At 71.0% G+C, this 20849-nt stretch carries 24 protein-coding genes; 21 read left to right on the forward strand and 3 right to left on the reverse strand.

Annotated features, from left to right (window positions below):
• Positions 1-297 precede the first annotated feature (297 nt).
• The 3 genes from AC2H4J_RS09290 to ltrA all read left to right on the forward strand — a co-directional run bounded on the left by AC2H4J_RS09290 (position 298) and on the right by ltrA (position 3126).
• On the forward strand, positions 298-753 hold the full coding sequence (locus tag AC2H4J_RS09290; protein WP_487464576.1) for a MaoC family dehydratase: 456 nt from the start codon (positions 298-300) through the stop codon (positions 751-753).
• 134 nt (positions 754-887) lie between these two features.
• Positions 888-1100 (forward strand): hypothetical protein, encoded by a 213-nt coding sequence (locus AC2H4J_RS09295; protein WP_487464577.1) that lies wholly within the window; start codon positions 888-890, stop codon positions 1098-1100.
• A 664-nt stretch (positions 1101-1764) separates the two neighbouring features.
• Positions 1765-3126 (forward strand): group II intron reverse transcriptase/maturase, encoded by a 1362-nt coding sequence (gene ltrA, locus AC2H4J_RS09300; protein ID WP_487464578.1) that lies wholly within the window; start codon positions 1765-1767, stop codon positions 3124-3126.
• Here the strand turns inward: ltrA and AC2H4J_RS09305 are convergent.
• From AC2H4J_RS09305 to AC2H4J_RS09315, 3 genes are all read right to left on the reverse strand, one after another.
• The gene (locus AC2H4J_RS09305) at positions 3098-3616 is read right to left on the reverse strand and encodes an IS110 family transposase (protein WP_487464579.1); all 519 of its coding nucleotides are present in this window, start codon (positions 3614-3616) and stop codon (positions 3098-3100) included. The genes ltrA and AC2H4J_RS09305 overlap by 29 nt on opposite strands.
• Positions 3617-3717: 101 nt before the next feature.
• The gene (locus tag AC2H4J_RS09310; RefSeq protein WP_487464580.1) at positions 3718-4941 is read right to left on the reverse strand and encodes a site-specific integrase; all 1224 of its coding nucleotides are present in this window, start codon (positions 4939-4941) and stop codon (positions 3718-3720) included.
• A 228-nt stretch (positions 4942-5169) separates the two neighbouring features.
• Complete coding sequence (locus AC2H4J_RS09315) at positions 5170-5367, reverse strand: helix-turn-helix domain-containing protein (RefSeq protein ID WP_487464581.1); 198 nt, start codon at positions 5365-5367, stop codon at positions 5170-5172.
• A gap of 561 nt (positions 5368-5928) precedes the next feature.
• On the opposite strand from AC2H4J_RS09315, the gene AC2H4J_RS09320 reads away from it, so the two are divergent.
• The 18 genes from AC2H4J_RS09320 to AC2H4J_RS09405 all read left to right on the forward strand — a co-directional run bounded on the left by AC2H4J_RS09320 (position 5929) and on the right by AC2H4J_RS09405 (position 20808).
• On the forward strand, positions 5929-6381 hold the full coding sequence (locus tag AC2H4J_RS09320; RefSeq protein WP_487464582.1) for a helix-turn-helix domain-containing protein: 453 nt from the start codon (positions 5929-5931) through the stop codon (positions 6379-6381).
• A 414-nt stretch (positions 6382-6795) separates the two neighbouring features.
• Positions 6796-7188 (forward strand): hypothetical protein, encoded by a 393-nt coding sequence (locus AC2H4J_RS09325; protein ID WP_487464583.1) that lies wholly within the window; start codon positions 6796-6798, stop codon positions 7186-7188.
• Positions 7189-7625: 437 nt separating this feature from the next.
• Positions 7626-8084 (forward strand): hypothetical protein, encoded by a 459-nt coding sequence (locus AC2H4J_RS09330; RefSeq protein WP_487464584.1) that lies wholly within the window; start codon positions 7626-7628, stop codon positions 8082-8084.
• A gap of 128 nt (positions 8085-8212) precedes the next feature.
• Entirely contained in the window at positions 8213-8764 is a 552-nt protein-coding gene (locus AC2H4J_RS09335; protein WP_487464893.1) for an SAF domain-containing protein, read from the forward strand.
• Positions 8765-8779: 15 nt separating this feature from the next.
• Entirely contained in the window at positions 8780-9583 is an 804-nt protein-coding gene (locus tag AC2H4J_RS09340; protein WP_487464585.1) for a CpaE/TadZ family protein, read from the forward strand.
• Positions 9573-10994, forward strand: coding sequence for a TadA family conjugal transfer-associated ATPase (locus AC2H4J_RS09345; RefSeq protein WP_487464586.1), 1422 nt, complete (start codon positions 9573-9575; stop codon positions 10992-10994). The genes AC2H4J_RS09340 and AC2H4J_RS09345 overlap by 11 nt, the downstream gene beginning before the upstream one ends.
• Positions 10991-11902, forward strand: coding sequence for a type II secretion system F family protein (locus AC2H4J_RS09350; protein ID WP_487464587.1), 912 nt, complete (start codon positions 10991-10993; stop codon positions 11900-11902). The genes AC2H4J_RS09345 and AC2H4J_RS09350 overlap by 4 nt, the downstream gene beginning before the upstream one ends.
• On the forward strand, positions 11899-12813 hold the full coding sequence (locus AC2H4J_RS09355; RefSeq protein WP_487464588.1) for a type II secretion system F family protein: 915 nt from the start codon (positions 11899-11901) through the stop codon (positions 12811-12813). The genes AC2H4J_RS09350 and AC2H4J_RS09355 overlap by 4 nt, the downstream gene beginning before the upstream one ends.
• A 29-nt stretch (positions 12814-12842) precedes the next feature.
• A complete protein-coding gene (locus AC2H4J_RS09360) occupies positions 12843-13040 on the forward strand; it encodes a hypothetical protein (protein WP_487464589.1) in 198 nt (65 codons plus the stop codon).
• Between the two features lie 84 nt (positions 13041-13124).
• Positions 13125-13508: a TadE/TadG family type IV pilus assembly protein gene (locus AC2H4J_RS09365; protein WP_487464590.1), complete on the forward strand. Its 384-nt coding sequence runs from the start codon at positions 13125-13127 to the stop codon at positions 13506-13508.
• A gap of 26 nt (positions 13509-13534) precedes the next feature.
• Entirely contained in the window at positions 13535-13930 is a 396-nt protein-coding gene (locus AC2H4J_RS09370) for a TadE/TadG family type IV pilus assembly protein (protein ID WP_487464591.1), read from the forward strand.
• Positions 13927-14373, forward strand: coding sequence for a TadE/TadG family type IV pilus assembly protein (locus AC2H4J_RS09375; RefSeq protein ID WP_487464592.1), 447 nt, complete (start codon positions 13927-13929; stop codon positions 14371-14373). Before AC2H4J_RS09370 ends, AC2H4J_RS09375 begins: the two co-directional genes overlap by 4 nt.
• The gene (locus tag AC2H4J_RS09380; protein ID WP_487464593.1) at positions 14370-17606 is read left to right on the forward strand and encodes a LysM peptidoglycan-binding domain-containing protein; all 3237 of its coding nucleotides are present in this window, start codon (positions 14370-14372) and stop codon (positions 17604-17606) included. Before AC2H4J_RS09375 ends, AC2H4J_RS09380 begins: the two co-directional genes overlap by 4 nt.
• Before the next feature lie 154 nt (positions 17607-17760).
• Positions 17761-18234, forward strand: a complete 474-nt coding sequence (locus AC2H4J_RS09385) for a hypothetical protein (protein WP_487464594.1) — start codon at positions 17761-17763, stop codon at positions 18232-18234.
• Positions 18235-18241: 7 nt separating this feature from the next.
• The gene (locus AC2H4J_RS09390) at positions 18242-18499 is read left to right on the forward strand and encodes a helix-turn-helix domain-containing protein (RefSeq protein WP_487464595.1); all 258 of its coding nucleotides are present in this window, start codon (positions 18242-18244) and stop codon (positions 18497-18499) included.
• A 301-nt stretch (positions 18500-18800) separates the two neighbouring features.
• Positions 18801-19619 (forward strand): hypothetical protein, encoded by an 819-nt coding sequence (locus tag AC2H4J_RS09395; protein ID WP_487464596.1) that lies wholly within the window; start codon positions 18801-18803, stop codon positions 19617-19619.
• Positions 19616-19999 (forward strand): hypothetical protein, encoded by a 384-nt coding sequence (locus tag AC2H4J_RS09400; protein WP_487464597.1) that lies wholly within the window; start codon positions 19616-19618, stop codon positions 19997-19999. Before AC2H4J_RS09395 ends, AC2H4J_RS09400 begins: the two co-directional genes overlap by 4 nt.
• Positions 20000-20070: 71 nt before the next feature.
• Entirely contained in the window at positions 20071-20808 is a 738-nt protein-coding gene (locus AC2H4J_RS09405; RefSeq protein ID WP_487464598.1) for a hypothetical protein, read from the forward strand.
• Positions 20809-20849: the final 41 nt, after the last annotated feature.

A 20849-nucleotide genomic window follows, 5' to 3' on the forward strand; every position in this document is an offset into this window, starting at 1 on the left:
GAACTGGGGGAACTGTCGCGACGCGCTGGCGCAGCCGGCGCGTCGCGGGTCCAGACCTGTGGAGGCGTCAGGCGAACATGGTGGCTGCTGATGCACAAGAGAGCGCCCACCCTGGGCGATGTTGAGGACCTTCGTCCGGCGACCGGGAGGCGCCTTGCCGGCCGCCCGCTGCTGCCGGTGCTCAAGTCACGTGCACGCCCAAGCCATGGCACGGACGTACGTCGTCCACCTGCCCGTGCCCGGAGACGCCGGAGGCGGTGGCGCCGTCGCCGAATCACTCGCGGAAGGAACAGCCCTTTGACCACGACCACCACGCTCGCCGAGCTGCCCGCATTCCAGGGCCGGGATCTTGGCACGACCGACTGGGTGGAGATCACCCAGGACCGGGTCAACACCTTCGCCGCGGCGACCGACGACCACCAGTGGATCCACGTCGACGTCGAGCGCGCGAGGGCTGAGAGCCCCTTCGGTGGGGTGATCGCGCATGGCTATCTCACCCTATCGCTCGTCCTGCCGATGTGGCCGCAGGTTCTGAACGTCACCGATGCGGGCATGATGGTCAACTACGGGCTGAACCGCGTGCGGTTCCCGGCGCCCGTCCCGGTCGGCACAAAGGTGCGGCTCGTTGCGACCCTCCAGGACGTCGATGAGGTGGCCGGCGGCGTCCAGATCATCTTGCGCGCGGTCGTCGAGGCCGAGGGTGCGGACAAGCCGGTCTGCATCGCCGAGCCGGTCTTCCGCCTCTACGAATGACCGGATCCACCTGCGCAGGGACGGGACGTTTCGGATCGGGAAGACTTTCACCGGCACCCTGGACGGTGGCGATGTCGGCGGTGACCGCGTCCACCCGCTGCAGCATTTGGGTCAGCAGGAAGGCGTGGTGCTCGGTGAACCGTCCGGTGAGCGCCTCGGTCAGCCGGGTGGCCTTGGAGCGCATGCTGCCGCGGGCCAGCGCGGCGAGCACCGCCGGATCGCGCTCGCCGGCGATCAGCGCGGCCATCATGGCCCGCCCGGAGACCCCGAACGCGTCGCTGACCACGACCGACAGCTTGATCAGCGCGTCCGTGCGCCACGAGGCGCTGATGTTCGAGTGGAGGTGAGAGACCACCACCGCTGACCCTGTCGTGGCAGGGCGGTGTAGCTGAGGGCAGCCCGTTCCGGAAGGTGCCGGGTGCGGGTGGGAGCAGCCCTGACAAAGCCGGGACGGGCCAGCACTGCCAGATGGTTCGGGTTCGGCGAGCGTGATGGGAAGGAGTACGCGAGGAACCCGCGTTATTACGTCTCTCAAATATCGACCGGCCCAAATCTGGCGGATATGGCCGGGAGCGGTGCGCAACCCGCCGGGTGCATTTTCGGTCCGGCGGGCACAACTTCTGGGCGGGTATGGACGCTCCCGCCGGGAGGTCATGGTGAATGTCCACGGCGTAACCATGACGATGCCGCAGGGGCAAAGCGGGACCCCTCCCCCGTCGAGCGAATATCAGTGAACGCGGGAACCGTTCCGGTCCTCGCCCCTGTTCCACGCATCCAGCGCGGATTAGGGGTTGGGTTCACCGTTGACCGATCGGTCCGGAACGGGGCGGAGCCGCCGTAGTACTCCGAGCCGGGGAAAGCCCGGCACATGGGGAAGGGCGGCAGCGGAAACGAGAAGACAAGGACACTGTGATGCCGAAAGATCCATCCGTGAATTCGGGTGGCCCGACCCTCGGGAGTGATCCTGAGGCTCGGGTATCGGGAATGCAGGCCAAGCTTCACCGTTGGGCGGTGGCCGATCCCGGTCGCCGGTTCGACGACCTGTTCAACCTCGTGCACGACCCGGCGACGCTGCTCGTGGCGTTCGCCCGGGTCGCGGGGAACAGCGGCCGGAACACTCCCGGCGTGGACGGCTGGACCGTCGACGCGGTGGAGCAGAAGGTCGGCGTTCCCGGGTTCCTGGACGACCTGCGGGCACAGGTCAAGGGCGGAACGTTTCGCCCGATGCCGGTGCGCCAGCGGTTGATCCCGAAAGGTCATGGCTCGGGAAAACTGAGAAGTCTCGGCATTCCGACCATCGCCGATCGGGTCGTCCAGGCCGCGTTGAAGCTGGTGCTGGAACCCATCTTCGAGGCCGACTTTCAGCCGGTCTCCTACGGGTTCCGGCCGAACCGGCGGGCCCACGACGCGATCGCCGAGATCCAGCTGTTCGGCACACACGGCTACCGGTGGGTGCTGGATGCCGATATCGAGGCGTGCTTCGACCGGATCTCGCACACCGCCCTGCTCGATCGGGTGCGGCGGCGGGTGAAGGACAAGCGGGTCGTGGCGCTGGTGAAGGCGTTCCTCAAAGCCGGGATCCTGACCGAACTCGGCGAGAAGCAGGACACCCCCACCGGCACCCCGCAGGGCGGGATTCTGTCGCCGCTGCTGGCCAACATTGCCCTGTCGGTGCTCGATGAGCACCTGCACCGGCCGTGGCAGCCGGGCGGCGTCATGTCCACCCGTTCTCGACGCGAGCGGCGTCGGGCCAAGGGCTTGCCGAATTGGCGGATCGTCAGATATGCCGACGATTTCGCCGTGCTCTGCGACGGCACCCATGACCACGTCGAAGCCCTACAAGAAGAGATCAGCGGCGTGTTGGCCACCATGGGCCTGGCCTTCTCTGATGCCAAGACCAGAGTGGTGCACATGTCCGAGGGGTTCGATTTCCTCGGCTTCCGCATCCAGTGGAAACGCAAACGGGGAACGAACACCTGGCACGCCTACACCTTCATCGCCAAGCGGCCGATCCGGTCGTTGAAGGCGAAAGTGCGGGCCCTGACGAATAGGACGTCACAGCAGTCCCCGGCGTCCGTGCTGGTCCGGCTCGGTCTGATCATGCGCGGATGGTCAACCTACTTCCGTCACGCTGTCAGCAAGCACGCCTTCTCGGCCCTGGCCAACTTCGTGTGGCATCGGGTCGCCCGGTGGCTGATGGTGCGGCATCGCTGGAGGTGGACGGAGTTCCGCCGGCGGTTCACCGGCCCTGGCGGCCGGTGGCGACCACTGTCGGCGGACGGGAAGGCCCTGTTCAACCTGGAGTCGGTGCCGGTCACCCGGTACCGCTACCGAGCGAACATCCCTACCCCCTGGGTGCTGACTCCCGCATGACGGCAGTTTCCGTGGAGAGCCCGTTGCGTCGAGAGGCGCACGGCGGGTTCGGCGAGCGGCCTGGGGAAACGGATCCCGAGCGATCAGGACACCGCGCCCCAGGCCGACTCTCCTCGAGCAGCTTCTCCACCCGCTGCTTCTCCGCGGTGCGCACGGCGAGCAGGTCCACCCGGTAGCGGGTCAGGTCGCGTAGTTGCCGGATCGCCGGTGGCGGTACGAAGCTGGGCCGCAGCATCTGCCGCTCGGCGACCTTGCACAGCCACACCGCGTCCAGCCGGTCGGTCTTGGGCCGGCCGGGCAGGTGCTTGACGTCATGGGCGTTGACCAGCCACGTCTCGAACCGGTCCTCCAGCAGGTAGAACGGCGCCCGCCAGTAGTCGCTGGTCGCCTCCATCACCACCCGAGTCACCCCGAGGCCGGCCAGCCAGTCGCCCAGACTCAGCAGCGCCGCGGTCATCGTGCTGACCGTGCGGATCGGGCGGACGGACATCTGAGCAGGTCAGAATGTGGAGCGGGTGACCGGGATCGAACCGGCATGGCCAGCTTGGACGGGTGGTGTTGCCAAGGGGTTCTCCGCTGGCCAACGCCGGATCAGGACGGTGCCGTGTTTTCCGATTGCCTCGCCGCCGTGCTCATGGAGGCGGCGAGAGCGGCATCTCGCTCTTGCTCGGCGCGCTGGTAGCGCAGCGCAGCGGCGGGGGAGGCGTGCCCGAGGCGGTGCATCAGCTCCCTGGTGGTGGCTCCATGCTGGGCGGCGATAGTGGCGCTCCAGCCGCGGAGGTCGTGCAGGTGGGCGCCGGCCGGGAGTCCGGCGGCCTCTGCTGCTGGGGCCCAGACTCGTGAGGCGAAATTGTTGCGTCGGAGCGGTGCGCCCTTGGGACCCACAAAGACCAGCCCCTGCGCGCCGGGCTGGGCGTACATCGCGAGATGGTGTTCCAGGTCGCCGATGATGTGCGGCGGGATCGCCACCGTTCGCCGCCCAGCAGCCGACTTCGGCGGGCCATAGGAGCGTCCCTGTCCGATCACGTCGACGACGGCAGTGTTCACGCTGACGGTGCCTGCCTTCAGGTCGAGGTGTTCCCGGCGCAGCGCCGACAGCTCACCAATGCGGAGACCCGTCCAGGCGGCCAGCAGGATCAACGCTCGCCAGCGATCCTCGACGGCATCGACCAGCGCCTGGACCTGAGCGAGCGTGAACATCGGTCGCTCGCTGGACCGTTCCTGCCCGGCGCCACGGATAGAGCACGGGTTCCGAGCGATGAGGTTGTCGTCGACGGCCGTGGTGCAGACGGCACGCAGAAGCCGGTAGCACTTGGCCGCCGTGACCTGGCCCGGCCCGTCGGGGCCGCTGAGCTTTCCGTACCAGGCCCGGACAGCAGAGGCCTCCAGCTGGCGCAACGGCGTCGATCCCAGGGCCGGGACGATGTGGTTCTTGAGCTGTGCCCGGTAAAGCTCAGCCGTGCGAGGCGCCAGCGGCCGGCCACGGACGAGGCGCGTCTCTACCCAGCGCTCGGCATAGACCTTGAGCGTCTCCTTGCCCGCCTTCGCGTCGATCCATCGGCCGGAGTCCATCTCGGTCTGCACCTTGGCGAGCCATCGATTGCCGTCAGCCTTGGTCGCGAACGTGTGCGGCGCCGAGACTTGCCTGCCCGAGCGATCGGTGTAGCGGGCTTGATAGCGCCCAGAAGAGAGCCGGCGCACTGTGCCCCAGGCCCTTCGACCCACGTCAACCTCCCCGTGCCGTTGGTAAGGGGACTGTTGCGCTGCCGCCGACCGAGTCGATGCGTCGACGCCGATCGGCTCGCTGCCTTCCACGGATTCACCTGAAGGTCTTGACGTCCTCAGGACGACGTGCTCGTCGAAGCAATGACCGGGACTGGGCACGAGGCCGGTTGTGGCGCCGCAAAAACCGCCACCTCCACGCGGTGGCTGACGATGACGGCAGCGACGGGCGCCAAAGCGGCCTGGTCAGACACCGCCGAGATCTACGGACCCCACAGCCGCACTACCGCGACTCGCGGCCAGGGACCGCCGCGAGTCGCGCTACCCCTCGCTCGTGACACGTCCGGCCTCGATGAACTCGTCGAGGATCGAGCGCTGGAGCCGGACGTACTTGCCGAGCTTCACGTAGGTGATTCGCCGTTGGGCGATCAGCCGGCGGACGAAGCGCTCGCCTGTTCCCAGGTAGTCCCCGGCCTGGGCGACGGTCAGCAGCTGGTTGTGCTGTTCAGGCGACGCCACTCGTTTCGAGGTCGTCCCAGGCATCAGAAACTGACCTGGTGACGGCGAAGGGGACGTCCGCGGATGCTGCAGCCGGCGTCGCCGACCGCGGTGCACCGTGGTCGGCATGGAGGACGCCGGTGCTGCGGATGGTCTGCACGTTTCATGGCCGAGAGTCTTCGGTGGACTGGTCCGGTTTTTATGCAGTCCTGTGACCGGGGCTCGGTGGCTCGGCGTGACGGGGCAGGCGGTGCGCACAGCCGTGTCGTGGGTGTCGGCACCGTCGAACGCCCCGTCCTCCTGTTCATCTCCGGTCTGTTCCGGAGGGGACTGCGCAGTCTGTCGCGACTTCTGCAGAAGTCCTCCAGTGGACGAGAGCCGCGTTGGACGACTCGAAGATCTGGCGACAGGTCTCTGATCACGGCTGTCGCACAACGCTCCCCAAGATCACCGGGGTCGCGCAGCGACACACAGCCGCGCCGCGCCGGTGATGCGGCGAGTGCCCGATCGAGTCGGGCACAGGGCACTAGGGTTCGGCGCCACGGGGCGGGTTGTCCACCGATCGGGTGATGGGGAGCTGCCGTGGCGCGGCCGCTGCTTCGAGGCGACCGCCTGCACGCTGCCCGTGAGGCAATGGGCCTGACCAGAGAAGTGCTGGCCACCAAACTGGAGCTCTCGAGTCCGGTGCGCATCCGGGTCTGGGAGACGGGACTCGAGCGTCCGCGACCCCGCTTCGTGCCGCGTCTCGCGGCCGCGGTGGGCGTTGACCCGTTGTATCTCCTCGACGTGGATCTCGATGACCCGCCCTTGGCGGCTCTGCGCTTGGCGGCCGGACTTGCCACGAATGAAGTGACAGGCGCCGGGTTGTCGGTCATGACGTACGTGCGACTGGAGGACGGCCGCCCCGGGGCGGATCCCTCACCCAGGGTGATAAGCGCAATCAGCCAGGTTCTCGGTGTGGACATCCCGCGCGTCGAGGCGGCCGTCCGCCGCTCGCGCAGGGACCACGCTGCCATGGCGACTTTCCAGGGCTGAACTGGAGAATTACTGGAGAAAGAGCCTGCCTCCCGGCGCGGTCGCGGTGGTAATTTCCCGCGCACGTTGCCCGGGGGAGGTATCCATGGCCCGCACGATGGAGTCGAGCGCGGAATGTGGCCGCATGCCCCAGAGACTCGTCCTCCGACCGCTGGCAGTCATCCTCCTGCGGAAGCGTGATCCTCGGACCCCGCGAGGGCACGCGCGATGACCAGGCGGCGCTGGGTGTTCGGGGCACTCCTTGCGCTGCTGCCCCTCGCCAGCTGCACGGCGGGTGAGGCCAGTCCCGATGGCTCAGCGCCGAGCGCGACGACGTCTTCGTCTTCGCGGACTTCGACGACCGCTCGTGCGACGAGCAGCACGCCGACCCCCGAAGAGGAGGCGGCAACAGCTGCCACCGTTGTCGTCAACGAGATGCTGGACGTCACCGACGCGGCCAAGAAGGACCCAGGCGCCAGGGATTGGGAGCCGGAGATCCGGCGGTTCTCGGGTGACCCCGCCGCGCTGCTCGCCGTCACGGCGGTACGGGACTATGCAGCCCTCGGACTCCGGCAGGAAGGCGACACCGCAGTTGATCTCCAGGTCACCGGCGTCGACCTGACGGCTCCCGAGGGGCCGACAGTGAGGATCACTGGCTGCTACGACAGCGAGAGCACGCGCTTGGTGAGAGTCGCGACCGGGGAGGTCGTGCCGCCGGCGACTCCGCCGCGGTACGTCTGGGACATCACCGTCACGCGCTACGAGGCCGAACCGGGATCCCCGTGGCTGGTCAACGAGCTGGACCCGCTGACGGATCGACCATGCTGACGTCGTGCCGTGCGGTCCTGTTCGCCGTCGCCATTTTCGCCGTCTTTGGCGGGCTGGACGTCGCGATGGCAGCTCCACCCGTGCAGTGCGCGCAGAGAGATGCACAGACCGGGATCTGTCTGGTCCAGGCGACTTCCCCAGGACAAGGCGCCGGTGGGGACAACGACGCCAGGGTCGGCGAGCAGCAGCCGGCAGTCGGAGAAGCGTCCCCGCCGAGCTGCACGAGATCGGTTGCAGATCCCCAGCCATGGACTGGACACCCGGTATGGGCCGGACACAGCCCGGACGACGGAAAGATCTGGGTCTTCAGTTGTCCGCGCCCGGCGGGAACCGGATCCGGCGTGTGGACGGGCCTGATTTTCGTCTTGAATGGGGCTGGAGCACCCGTCGCTCCGACGGTGGACCCTCGCCTCCTCGCTCAGCAAGCGATCGCATCCATGGCCCTGAAGGCGCCGGACATCGGGATGGCGCCGCCGCCCAGTTCCGCCAGCGGGCTGGTCGGACTACCGGTGTGGATGTGGGCCGAACGCACCGCAGGGACGACTGGCCCTGTCGAGGCCTCTGCGTCGGCGGGGGGCGTGACGGTGACCGCCGAGGCTCGGGTCAGCCAGGTTGTCTGGAACATGGGCGACGGGCACATCGTCACCTGCGGGCTGGGGACGCCATATGTGCAGGGCACCGAAGGCGCTTCACCGGACTGCGGCCATGTGTATGCGCAGGCGTCGAGTCGTCACGTGCCGGGCGGTGGCCCGTGGCCTATCACCGCGACGAGCACGTGGACGATTACCTGGTCCGGTGGTGGGCTGTCGGGCACCGAGGCGATGGAGCTGTCCTCTTCGGCGGAGTTGTTCGTCGGTGAATTGCACGTCCTCAATCAGGACGAGGGAAGCCGATGACCCGGACCCAGCCACCGACGACCGGCGCAGCGCCCGCTCCGGCGGAAGTGCCTGGCTTGCCCCGTGCGCCGGTCCTGCCGCCACCTCGTCGCCGGCGCCGTCCGGCCCTCCTTGCATTGGCCGTGAGCATGGTGGTGCTCGGTGCCCTAGGGGCGACCTATCTGGCGACGTCGCTGGGGCAGACGACCGCCGTGATCGCGATCGAACGCGAGGTGGCCTGGGGGCAAACCCTGACCGCTGCCGACCTAGTAGAAGCAAGGATCTCGGCGGATCCGGCGTTGGAACCCATTCCGTACGTCGACCGCGACCAGGTGATCGGCCTGGTCGCGGCGACCTCCCTGAGGCCGGGTTCGTTGCTCACGCGCGACGCCCTGACCGATCAGCGCCTCCCGGCTCCCGGCCAGCAGCTGATCGGGGTCGGCGTGTCGCTCGTGCAGGTACCGACGACCCCGCTGCGGCCGGGTGACGACGTCCTCCTGGTGCCCGTGGCCGCGCGTAGCGCTCCAGCCACGACCGAAGGAGCCCCGAGCGTGGTGAAAGCGACCGTGGTGAAGTCGGGCCCTCCCGGAGCCGACGGGCTGCGGGTCGTCGACGTGCTCGTCAACGCGGCCGACGGGCCGGACGTCGCCGCCCGCGCCGCGGCCGGCCTGATAGCCATCGTCGTGGTGGCCGGCGAGTAGGCGGGGACGGCTGCCGTGTTGATCGCGCTGTGCTCGGCCAAGGGCGCACCCGGGGTGACCACCAGCGGGCTGGCTCTGGCGCTGTCATGGCCTCGTCCGGTGGTCCTGGCCGAGCTGGATCCGGGCGGCGGGGACGTATTGCCGGGCTACGGCCGAGGCGAGCCGTTCGCGGGCGGGCTCGCCGACCTGGAGCTCGCGGCGCGGCGCGGCGGGCTGGCCCGGCACCTGGACAGTCAGCTGTTGCGGCTCGACCGCGAGGGACGTGCGCGGCTCCTACCCGGCCTCGCCGACCCGGCCAGCGCCCGACATATGGACTGGAATCGCCTGGCCGCCGTGCTGGCGGCGATGGAGGACGGCGCCGTAGACGTGGTGGCGGACTGCGGGCGGCTGCGCGCTCAGCACTTCCCGGCCGCCGTGGTCCAGCGGGCTGTCGCCGTCGTGCTGGCCACCGGCTCCACGCTTCGCGCCGTACATGCGGCGACGCAGGCAATTGCCGAACTGAGAGAGCGGGAAGCGTGCCCAGGCATGCTGGGCACGCTGGTGATCGGGCCGGGGGAGCCCTACGGCGAGCGAGAGATCAGCGAGGCACTCGGCGTTCCCTCGGTCGGTTCGCTGCCGCGGGATCCGAAGGCGGCGGCAGTGCTCAGCGACGGCGCGCCGGCGGGCCGGCTGTTCACCCAGTCGCCGCTGCTACGAGCCGCCCGGACGGTCGCGACCCGGTTGGTCGAGTTGGCTGCGCCGCATGAATCCAGGTTGACACCACCGCCGGCGCCCGTGGCTGCGCCCACGACCACGTTCGGCGGCAGCCGTGTCCGCTGACCTCGACACCGACCTGCTCAGCGCGGGCAGCGTGCCTCGACGAGCGGACGCATCACCGCTGGCGGTGGACTGGACGCTGGTGCGTCGGCTGCACGAGGCGACGGCGACGGCCCTGGCCGAGGAGCTCAAGCGCCGCCCGGCCCTCAGCACGGTGGCGCAGCAGGAACTGGCCCGCACGCTCGTCCAGGACGGCGTCGACGAGTTGGTCCGGCAGCGGATGCGTGCCGGGCAGGTGGTTCCCACGCCGGCCGAGGAACAGGTGATCGCTGAGGCGGTGTTCGCCGCCCAGTTCGGGTTGGGCCGGCTGCAGCCCTACGTGGACGACCCGCTGGTGGAGAACATCGAGGCCCATGGGCACGACAACGTGTGGATCGGCTACGCCGACGGCCGAGACGTCCGCGTCGACCCGATCGCCGACTCGGACGAAGAGATGGTGCGGCAGCTGCAGCACATCGCCGCTCGGCTGGGCCGCGCGGAGCGGACGCTGACCACAGCCAGTCCGCTGCTCACCATGCGCCTGCCGGACGGCTCCCGGTTGGCCGCAGTCATCGAGACGGTGCCGCGACCCCAGCTGGTGATCCGCCGACACCGGATCCGCAACGTCGACCTCGATGACATGGTCGGCCTGCGCGCGATCGACCGGCCGCTGGCCGAGTTCCTGCGGGCGGCGGTGCGGGCGCGCAAGAACATCGTCGTCACCGGCGCCCAGGCTGCGGGCAAGACGCTGATGCTGCGGGCGCTGGCCAACGAGCTGCCGGTCAAGGAGCACCTGGCCACGATCGAGAAGCATTTCGAGCTGCTGCTGCACGAGCTGCCCGACCGGCATCCGAGGGTGGTGCCGTTCGAGGCCCGTGAGGGCACCGGCGAGCGCGGCCCGGACGGCCGCCGCCTCGGCGAGGTGACGCTGACCGAGCTGGTCGAGCAGGCGCTGGTCATGAACGTCAGCCGCGTGTGGCTGGGGGAGGTCCGCGGCGAGGAGGCATGGCCGCTGATCGAGGTGATGGAGGCGGGGGAGGGCGGCTCGGCCTGCACCCTGCACGCCCGCTCAGCCCACCACGCTCTCGAGCGGCTGGCCAATTTGTGTATGCGCGGCCGCGCCGCGGTCACCCCGGAGCACGCCTACCGGTCCTGCGCGGCGGCGATCGACCTGATCGTGCACATCACCACCGTGGACGAGCGGTGGATCGGGGGCGAACGGCACCGGTTCGTCAGCCAGGTCCTCGAGTGCAACGGCATCGGGGAGGGCGGGCGCCCGGCCGTCACTGACCTCTTCGTTCCTGGGCCAGACGGACGGGCCGTGCCGGAGCACGATCCGGTGGATCTGGCCGACTATGTCCGGGTCGGCTTCGATCCGGACTGGCTCCGCGCAGGCCGAAGCGACTGGCCGAGTGTCGCTGGGGGACGACGATGAGCGGCACAGGGTTGCTTGCTGGCGTCTGCGGGGCGCTGCTGGTGGGCGGCCTGCTGCTGGCCGCCCACGCGCTCACCGCCCCCAAGCCGCCGGCTCGGCCGCGGCGCCGCCGGCCGCGGCCGACGGCGGGGGCCGACCGCCCGGCGGTGCGGCGGCAGCGGGCGCTGTGGGTGGCCGCCGCCGTTGCGGCGGCTGTGGTGTGGCTGGCCTCGGGCTGGCCGGTCGGTGGCCTGCTGGCCGGGCTGGCGGTGATCGGTGTGCCGTGGCTGCTGGCGCAGTTCTCCGGCGGCAACGCCGCTGTGGAGCGGCTGGAGGCGCTTCAGGAGTGGGTGCGCCGCGCCTCCGACGTGCTGGCTGCGGGCGGCGGCTTGGAGCAGACGTTGATTCGCTCGGCCCGCACCGCGCCCGCGCCGATCGCGGCAGAGGTGGCGGCGCTGGCCGCGCGGCTGCAGGCGCGCTGGCCTACGTCCCGGGCGCTGCTGGCCTTCGCCGACGACCTCGACGACGCCGCCGGGGACCTGGTCGTCGCCGCCCTGTTGCTCGGTGCGGAGCTGCGCGGGCCGGGGCTGGCGCGGGTGCTGACGGAGCTGGCGGGAAGCCTCACCGAGGAGGTCACCATGCGTCGCAAGGTCGAGGCCGACCGTGCCAAGCCCCGCGCGAACGCCCGCTGGCTGCTGCTGATCACTGTCACCGCGTCCGGGCTGGCCGCGCTCAACGGCGACTACCTGGCTCCCTACGGCACGGGGGTCGGGCAGCTGGTACTGGCCGCTATCGCCGGGCTGATCGTCGCCTGCCTGCTGTGGATGCGCCGGCTGACCGCACCTGCGCCGTTGCCCCGCTTCCTGGTCGATGCCGCCCGCAGCGAGCGGGCTTCCGGTCTCGCGCCGACGGAGATGCCGGTCCGGTGAGCGGCACCCAGGCGCTGCTGATCGGATCCGGCGCGCTCGTTGGATTCGGAACGTTCCTGCTGTTGCGTGCGGTTCTCGTGGTCGAACAGCCGCGGCTCGCCGACGCGCTGGCACGCCTCGACGGGCGCGCGGCCCCAATACCGGTCGTGCCGATGCCGGAGGGAGGCGACCGGTGGGCGCGAGCGGCCGGCCGCGCCGGTGCTTGGGCCGCGGCCCGGTTGCCCGCCGCCGGACTGCGGGCGCCGTCCCAGGCGGTGGCGCTGATCGGCTGGACGCCGGAGGGTTACGCCGCCCGCAAGGTCGGCCTGGCCGCCTTCGGCGCGGTGTTCGTGCCGTTGCTCGTCGCCGTGCTCGGCGTGACCGGTGTCCGGCTGCCGGTGATGGTGCCGGTGGCCGGGTCGCTGGCGCTGGCAGCCGTCTTGTTCCTCGTCGTCGACCTGGTCGTCCGCGACCAGGCCGCGGAGGCGCGCGGGCAGATGCGCCGGGCGCTGTGCTCCTATCTGGATCTGGTCAGCCTGCGCCGCGACGCCAGCGAGGGTCCCACCATCGCCCTGGAGCGGGCCGCCGCCCTTGGGGAGGGCTGGGTGTTCCGGCGGATCACCGACGCGCTGGTCGCCGCCCGGCTGGCCGGCGATCCGCCGTGGGACGGCCTGCGCCGACTCGCCGCTGACACGGGTATTGGCGAGCTGGCCGACGTTGCCGACATCGCCGCGGTCGCCGCCCAGGAGGGTGCGTCGATCGCGCCGACGCTGCGTGCTCGGGCGCAGTCGCTGCGGGTGCAGTTGCTGGCCGAGGAGGAGGCGTCAGCCAACACCGCCAGCGAGAAGCTCACTGCCCCCGTCGCCCTGCTGTCGATCGCCTTTCTGTTGCTGTTCCTCTATCCCGCCCTGGCCCGTCTGATGGCCACCTGACCGGTGACCCCAACCCGAGAGGAGCACCGATGACCTCGTTGCTCACTGTCCTGACCGTCGTCGGCGCGCATCTGCGTGACCGGCTGCGCCATCTCCGTGACGAGCCGGAACGGGGCTCGCTGTCGGTCGAACAGGTGATCATCACCGTGGCGCTGATCGGCATCGCCGTCGCCCTCGTGGCGGTGATCGCCAACGCGGTCACCTCTCGGTCGGGCCAGATCCAGTAGCCCGCCGTGGCTCACCCCGCCAGACCGTGTGGCCCTGCGGCCGTGTCCCGGCCCTGCCCTGCTGAGGGCAGCCAGGCGGGCGGCGTGGTGCGCCCGCGGATGTCGGAGCGCGGTGCGGCGTCGGTGGAACTGGCAGTCGTCTTCCCGGTGGTGCTGCTGCTGGTGATGACCCTCATCCAGGCGGCCTTGTGGTTCTACGCCCGCTCGATCGCCCTGGGTGCTGCTCAGGAGGGCGCCCGGGAGGGGCGGCTGCAGCCCGCCTCGACCGGCCGTGCCCAGTCGGCTGCTGAGGGCTTTCTCGACCAGACCGCACAGGACCTGCTCACCGGCCGGGATGTGAACGTGACCGGCTCGCCGAGCAGCATCGAGGTGACGGTGACCGGCACCTCGCTCAGCCTGTTCCCCGGCCTGTCTGGCTGGTCGGTCACCCAGACCGCCGTCGGGCCCGTCGAACGACTCACGCCATGAGCGCTCGAGCTACGGAGCGGGGGTCCGTGTCGGTCGAGCTGGCGCTGCTGGCCCCGGCGTTGCTCCTGCTGCTGTTGTTCGCCGCCGTCGCCGGGCGCACCCAGATTGCCAAGGGTGCCGTTCAAGAGGCGGCACGATCCGCCGCCCGGGATGCCTCGCTCGCAAGAGACCCTGCCGCCGCCGCCGCGCTGGCCGGTGCTCAGGCGGAGCGCACGCTGGCCGCCCAGAACCTGCGCTGCCAACGCACCACGGTGGACGTCGACACCGCCGGCTTTCAGGCCCCACTGGGCCAGCCCGGCGACGTCACGGTGTCGATCACCTGCGTGGTCGGCATGGCCGACCTGCTGGCCCCCGGCTTGCCCGGCTCGGTCACCGTCGAGGCCTCCTTCATCAGCCCCGTCGACGCCTACCGCGAACGATGACCGGCTACCACGGCCACCGGCGGCCGGACGGCGAGCGCGGCGCCATCAGCGTCTTCATCGCCGTGCTCATCCCCGGGTTGCTGCTCATCATCGGGCTGGCCGTCGACGGCGGCGCGAAGGTGGCCGCCACCCAGCGCGCCAACGCCATCGCCGACGAGGCTGCCCGCGCCGGCGGACAGGCCCTCGACGTCTCCGCCGCCCTCACCGGACAGGTGCGCGTCGACCCGGTCGCGGCCGTCGCCGCCGCCCAGGCCTACCTGGGCCGCAACGACGTGCAGGGCGCGGTGACCGTCGTCGACGGCGACACCCTGCACGTGACCACCACCATCAGTCAGCCCACCACCTTCCTGGGCCTGATCGGCATCTCCACCCTCACCGTGGAGGGCTCCGGCACCGCCGACCTTGTCGCAGGCACTGGCCAGATCGGGGGAGCGGGCCCATGACGACGCCACCGCGGACACTCGACCTGCTGCGCCGGCTGCTCGCCCTCCTGGTGTTGACGGCCGCCGTCGCCGTTGTCCCGGTCGCGCTGTGGGAGCTCGGCGGCGCGTATCTGCCCGACGAACTGCCCTCCTGGGCGCAGGCGACCACCGCGCTGAGCGGACCCGACACCGGCGGCGTCTTCCTCGGCATGCTCGTCGTGATCGGCTGGACCGCCTGGGCATGCTTCGCGCTGTCGGTGGCCGTCGAGCTCGTCAGTCAACTGCGGGGCCTGCCGCCGCTGCGGCTACCCGGTTTGACCGCCCCCCAACAGTTGGCCGGCCTGCTCGTCGCCGCCGTCCTCGGTGTCGGCAGCGGACCCCTGCTGGCCGCCCCGGCGGTGGCCGGCCCGCCCTTCGTCGCCGAACAGCCGGTCGGCCACGTGGAGCCGCCGACCGCGCCCGCCCCACCGGCGGATACCTTGCCACCCGCACCCGTCTCGGGCGGTCCCACCTACACGGTGCAGCCGCGCGACACACTCGGCCGCATCGCAGCCCGCTATCTGGGCGACTGGACCCGCTTCGAAGAGATCCTCGAGCTCAACCGCGGCCGCCCGCAGCCCGACGGCGCCAATCTCACCGACCCGGGGCTGATCCGCCCCGGCTGGCTCTTAGTCCTCCCGCCCGACGCCACCCTTCCCGAGACAGGAGCAACTGCCGCGGAGGTAACTGTGCGACCCGGCGACACCCTCGCCGACATCGCCGAGCAGCGCGGCCTGGACGGTTGGCAGCCGATCTTCGACCTCAATGTTGGCGAACCGCTTCCCGACGGAGGCCGATTCACCGATCCCGACCTGATCCTCCCCGGCCAGGTCCTCGACGTACCACCCGTAGAGGCGGCAGCCGACGACCCCCCTCCGCCGGCCACTCCCGAACTGCCGGCGGAGGGGTCGCCGCCACCCCCGCCGCATGGGGACGAGACACCCGTGCCGACGGAACCCACACCGACTCCGGCCCCTTCGCCGACATCGGAGAGTCCACATGAAGGACCGGGGCAGTCGGCAGCCGATGCCGATTCCGTCGATTCCGATGGGGACCACTTCTTGGCGGAACTGGCGGCCGTTCTCGCGGGTACCGGTGCACTCCTCGCCGCAGGTGTGGGCGCTGCGTGGCTGCCGCTCCGCCGCCAGCGGCTGCGCCGCCGCCGTCCTGGCCGACGGCTGACTCCCCTCCCGAAGGGGCTGTCGGCCAGGCAGAAGGTGGTCACCTCAGCGGCCGACGCAGGTACGGCGGACTACGCCTCGCTCGACCTGGCGCTGCGCGGACTCGCCGTCCGGATCTCCGAGGACCCCGAGGCGTCCCTGCCCGACGTCGTCGCCGCCCGACTGCACGGCGGCCGGCTCGAGTTGCGGCTCTACGCCCCGGCCGACCGTCCGCCGCCCGAACCGTGGACCGCCAACGACACCGACCATTGGTGGTCCCTCCAGCTGGACCGGGACACCGGTGTCGCTCCCGAAGTGGCCAGGGCTCGCCTGGCTCCGTACCCCACACTGGTCAGCATCGGCACCGACGGCGGAGGCCGTTGGCTGCTGGACCTGGAACGCCTCGGTGTCGTGTACCTGACCGGAACGACCGATCGCCGCACGGACTTCGCCCGGCACCTTGCCGCCGAACTGGCCGTCAACAGATGGTCGGACCTGCTCACCGTCACCAGCGTCGGCTTCGGCGACGAACTGCTCGACCTGGCACCGCACCGCGTCCACGCGACCGACACCGCCACTGACCCCGGGTTGAACGCCGTCCTTCGGAAAGCGGTCGAGCGCGACACAGACGACGTGCTGGACGGGCGGCTGCAGGCTGGCGCGGGCGACGGCTGGATGCCCCAGGTCGTCCTCGCCCCATCCCAGCGTGACCGTGACGGTGCATTGGCGGAGGCCGCCGAGGTCCTCGGGATCCGGGAGCGGCGTGCCCCGATTGCACTGGTGCTCGGCGTCGAGCCGACGCAGGTCAGTGACGAGTGGCTGATCACGCTGACCGACGACGGGTCGCTGCTCGTGCCGGCACTCGGGCTGCACCTGCCGGCCCCACAGCTGACCGCCCAGCAGGCCCGCGACATCGGCACGCTGCTGGCCTTCGAGCGCGACACCGCAGACCAATCCATCCCCGCTGCCGACGGCGACCGCCCCTGGCAGGTGCACACCGACGCCGCCGGCGCGCTCCGCAACGAGGCATCCGGGCCGGACACGACCCGGCCATCAGCCCACGCCCCCTCGCCGCTGCCGACCCGAGACCAACCCTCCGTTCCCGCGGTACGCGTTTCGACGAGGTCCGGTCCGACCGAGACCTCCACCGCGACGCCGTCGGCGACCGTCGATGTAGGCGGGGAGTCGGGGTATTCGGCGGCGCCCGACCTGCGCAGCCGGATCGAGGACGACCTTGAGCAACTCGACCGCGACCTCGCCGACTGGTGGTCACCCGGCTGCGCCCGGCCGCGGCTGACCGTGCTCGGACCGGTCACCCTGCGGGCGCACGGCGATGAGGCGGCCGTGGCGAGGTCCGGGCTACGACGCCGCTACGAGGAGACGCTCGCCTACCTCGCCACGCGTCCGCACGGCGCCACCGCCGACGAGGCCGCCACCGCGCTGCAGCCGGCCCGCGGCGGCAGGACCGATCCGGTCAGCGCCCGCGCTTACGTCCACCGGGTCACCGCCGGCGCCCGCGCCTGGCTAGGCACCGACCCGGCTACCGGCGAGAAGCACCTCAGTTCCGGCCACAGCGGCCGCTACACGCTGACCGACGTGCTCGTCGACGTCGACCTGTTCCGCCAGCTACGCGCCCGCGCCGCGGTACGCGGGAACGACGGCCTGCCCGACCTGCTGGCCGCTCTTCAGCTGGTGTCCGGGCCGCCATTCGCGCAGCGTCCCGCCGGGTACGAGTGGCTGGATGGCCTGGACCTCACCCTGATCGCCGCGGTCTCCGACGTCGCCCACCAGGTGGTCACGGCCGCCCTCGCCGGCGACGACCTGGCCGCCGCCGGCACCGCCTCGGCGACCGCCCTTCTCGTAGCGCCGGACGACGAGCAAGTGCTGCTCGATGCGATGTGGGTGGCCTTCCACCAGGGCAACCGCGCCGAAGCCGAGACCTACGTCGCTCGCATCGTGGCCGTCCACGACGGTGAGGACGAGATGGACCTGCCCATGAGCACCGCGGAGACCATCAACCGCGCCCGCCGGAGGTTCCTCGACCGTGCCTCATGAGGGCGGCCGGCTGCATCCACCACATCGAGGGAAGCGTCCAACCTGCGCGGACCGCAGTCTGGGGCGTCCGGGACCTTCTCCGGCAGGTCGAGGTGTCGTACCGGCTGATCACACTCGGGGGCGCTGGGGCCTCGGGATGGAAGGAGAGACGCTGGTGATCATCGAGCCGATCGCTGCCGACCTCGACCTCGACGAGGTAGAGGTCGCGCTGCTGAATGCCGCGGTCGGTGACTACGCCGCCGAGGCCGGAGTGCTGCTGCTCGCCAACGACGGGTACTGGCTGGCTCGGCTGCGCGCCGCCGGGATGATCACGGTGGAGGCCGAGCCGGTCGGCGGGGAGTTGTGGGCGCGCATCGAGTGGGCGGAGCTCGACGATGCTCGTGCCGATGGACGGCTGCCCGGAAGCCCGGAGGGGCTGGCGGTACTTCGGGTGGCCGTAAGCCTCGCCGACGGCCGACCGGTCGACCTTGCTGAGGTTGCGGTGGCCCTGGACCGCCGCACACTCGGCCTCGTGCTCGCCGCGCTGGCGCACGCCGCCGGCAGCCACGATCACTGCGCTCCGGCCGCTCAAGGCGCAGACGCCAATGTCCGGCTGGGACCGCTGATCGCCTGGCCGGCCCGGCACTGATCCAGCCATGCCCTATCCGCCGCGGCCACAGCTGCGCCCGCTGCCCGCGTTCGCCGGAACGGCCCGCAGCGGCACCGTGCCCAGCCAGCGGCTGCAGGAGCAGCTGGAGGCCTTCGTCCTCGCGGAGTACGCCGCCGGCCGCTCGCTGCGGCAGATCGCCGAGCTGATCGACCGTTCCCCAACCGCGGTCCGCCGCGTACTCGACAAGCACCGGGTGCCGCGGCGCGCCGTAGGCGCTCCACGGCAGGGCGCCCAGCGTCCCTGACCGAAACCGGAACGAGGGCCGGCATCCGCCGGCGCACGGCGTGGTTCTCCAGTACTCCTCCAGTCGTAGGCCGAGGGGACCGTCCCCTCATCACCCCGCCTCGCCGGCACACACCTGACCTGGGCCGGGGACCGTTCTCCAGTACGGACTGGAGGACTTCTAGAGGCCCAGACGACACGGTCGGCGCATGCAGACCTCAGCCTCGCCTCGGGGACGATCGCGCGGTCGGATGAGCTGTGACGCGCCGCCGTCGGGCTCGACGGCCATCGCCGACCCCCTGACTTCCCGTCAGCCACAGCCGATGACGATCGAGGCAATGCGCGGGGCCGTCATCGCGATCCGCGCGGGCCTTTTCGACCACGTCAACGATCCCGACGTCGTCTGGAGAGACAGGGCGTCACGCGCTGCGGTTCCCGGCACCACCTCCCGGCCGGTTGCCATGTCGATCCCCTGCGCGGCATTCGACGCCGGCGGCCCGGTCGTCCTGGTTGTTGCCGGTCACGCCGGGGCCGGAGCTTCCACGGTCGCGTTGGCAGTCGCCGAAGGGCTGGCGGAAACCCAGCGGGTGCAGCTGGTCGACTACGCCGAGCCGGTCCGGTCGGGGCTGGCGGTGACCCCGGCCATCGAGCTGGGCGCCGACGGCGCCTGGCGCCGCGGTCGCCGCGGTCGACTCGACGTCGTCCGCCTGAGTCGGCATCCAACCGGCGGAGACTTCCCTCCGCTTCCAGAGATCGACGACGCGGGTCGACTCGCGGTGGTCGATGCGGGTTGGTCACTCACCTGTGCGCTGCTCGACTCAGCCGGTTCGCTCGTCGGCACCCCGATCGTGGTCGTCACCCGGGTGACGGTGCCGGCGGTCCGGCAAACCGAGCAGGTGCTGGCCGCCGTCGACGGCGAGGCGGTGGTCGCCGCGGTGGGTTCGGCTCGCTGGCCGCGGCTGGTGGAGGTCAGCTGCGGTCTGAGGCTTGGTGAGCTGCGATCGCGCGGGCAGGTGGTTCCGGTGCCGATCGACCGGCGACTGCAGATTGCCGGGCTGACCGGCGACCGGCTGCCGAAGCCAGTGGCGGCCGCCGGCCGGTCGTTGGCCGCGCTCCTGGACCTGGCGGGGGAGACCCCGTGACCATCGGACGCAGGAGGACCGCTGTGGCGGTGCGGGCGGCATTGAGCGTCGTGTTCGTCCTCGCGGGGTTCCTCGTGCTGGATGCCGGGCCGGCGACTGCGACGCCGACGGAGATCACCGCGGCGGTCTGCCCAGCCGCACCGCCCGGGATGCAGGGCTTCGCCGACGACGTGACCGCCTGGGTGAAGTGGGGCGTGCTGGCGCTCATCGGCATCGGCGCGGTCGTGTCCCTCGGGTCGATCCTCGTCGGGCGGATCTTCTCCCATCCGCACGCCTCCCGGTACGGGGCGATGGGCGTCGCGGTGGTGGTGATGGTGGCCATCGCCTACACGGTCATCCTCGTCATCCTGGACTCGATCACCGGCAGTGGGTGCACGTGATGCGCCGGCGCCGAGACGTCCCGGAAAGCGGTGTCCCGGGGTGGGGACCTGCTCGACTTCGCGCGCTGGTCGTGTTCGCCGCCCTCGTGGCGCTGGCGGTCTTGGCCGGCGTGGTTCTCGCCGTCGTCGGGGTGCTGACCCAGGAGAAGCCGAACGCAACGGACGCCGCGCGACACGGAGCAGCGCCCTCGACGCACATGTCGCTGCAGGATGCGCTGGCTGCGACGCCGATGCCCACCGCCGACCCGAACGACGCGCTCCCAGGTTCGTTGTCGAGACAGGCGGCGGGTGTCATCGAGTTGCCGCGTACAACGGCCGACGGCCCGGCTGACGTGCCTACCGGCTTTCCGCGCACTCCCGAAGGTGCCCTGGCGCAGCTGGCTGCAATCGACGTGACGGCGATGCAGAGCGGCTCGATGGACGGCGTACGGCGGGTGATCGCCGAGTGGGCCGCCCTGGGCGGGCCCACGCCGGAGACGTGGTCCGGTGCCGCCGGCATGGCTACCTTGTTGTCGGCGGCGGGGCTGTCCGGTGCCGGGTCGCCGCATCTGGCCATCGTTGTCCGACCCGTGATGGGGCTGATCAAGGGATCAGTGGGCCCGCTGTTCGTCGTGGTGTGCGTGAACCTCGAGTTCACCGTCACCGTCGAGCAGACCTCGCGGATCGCCATCGCCGACTGCCAGCGCATGTCATGGGCCGGGGATCGGTGGGTGATCGGCCCCGGGCCGGAGCCGGCGCCGGCACCGTCGGTTTGGCCGGGTACCGACACCGCGATCGCGGCTGGCTGGCGGGACCTGCACCATGTCTAGGCCGCAGTCGCGACGGCGGATTCCTTGGGTCCGGCGGAGGG

The sequence above is a fragment of the Blastococcus sp. OS1-29 genome (assembly GCF_057628075.1).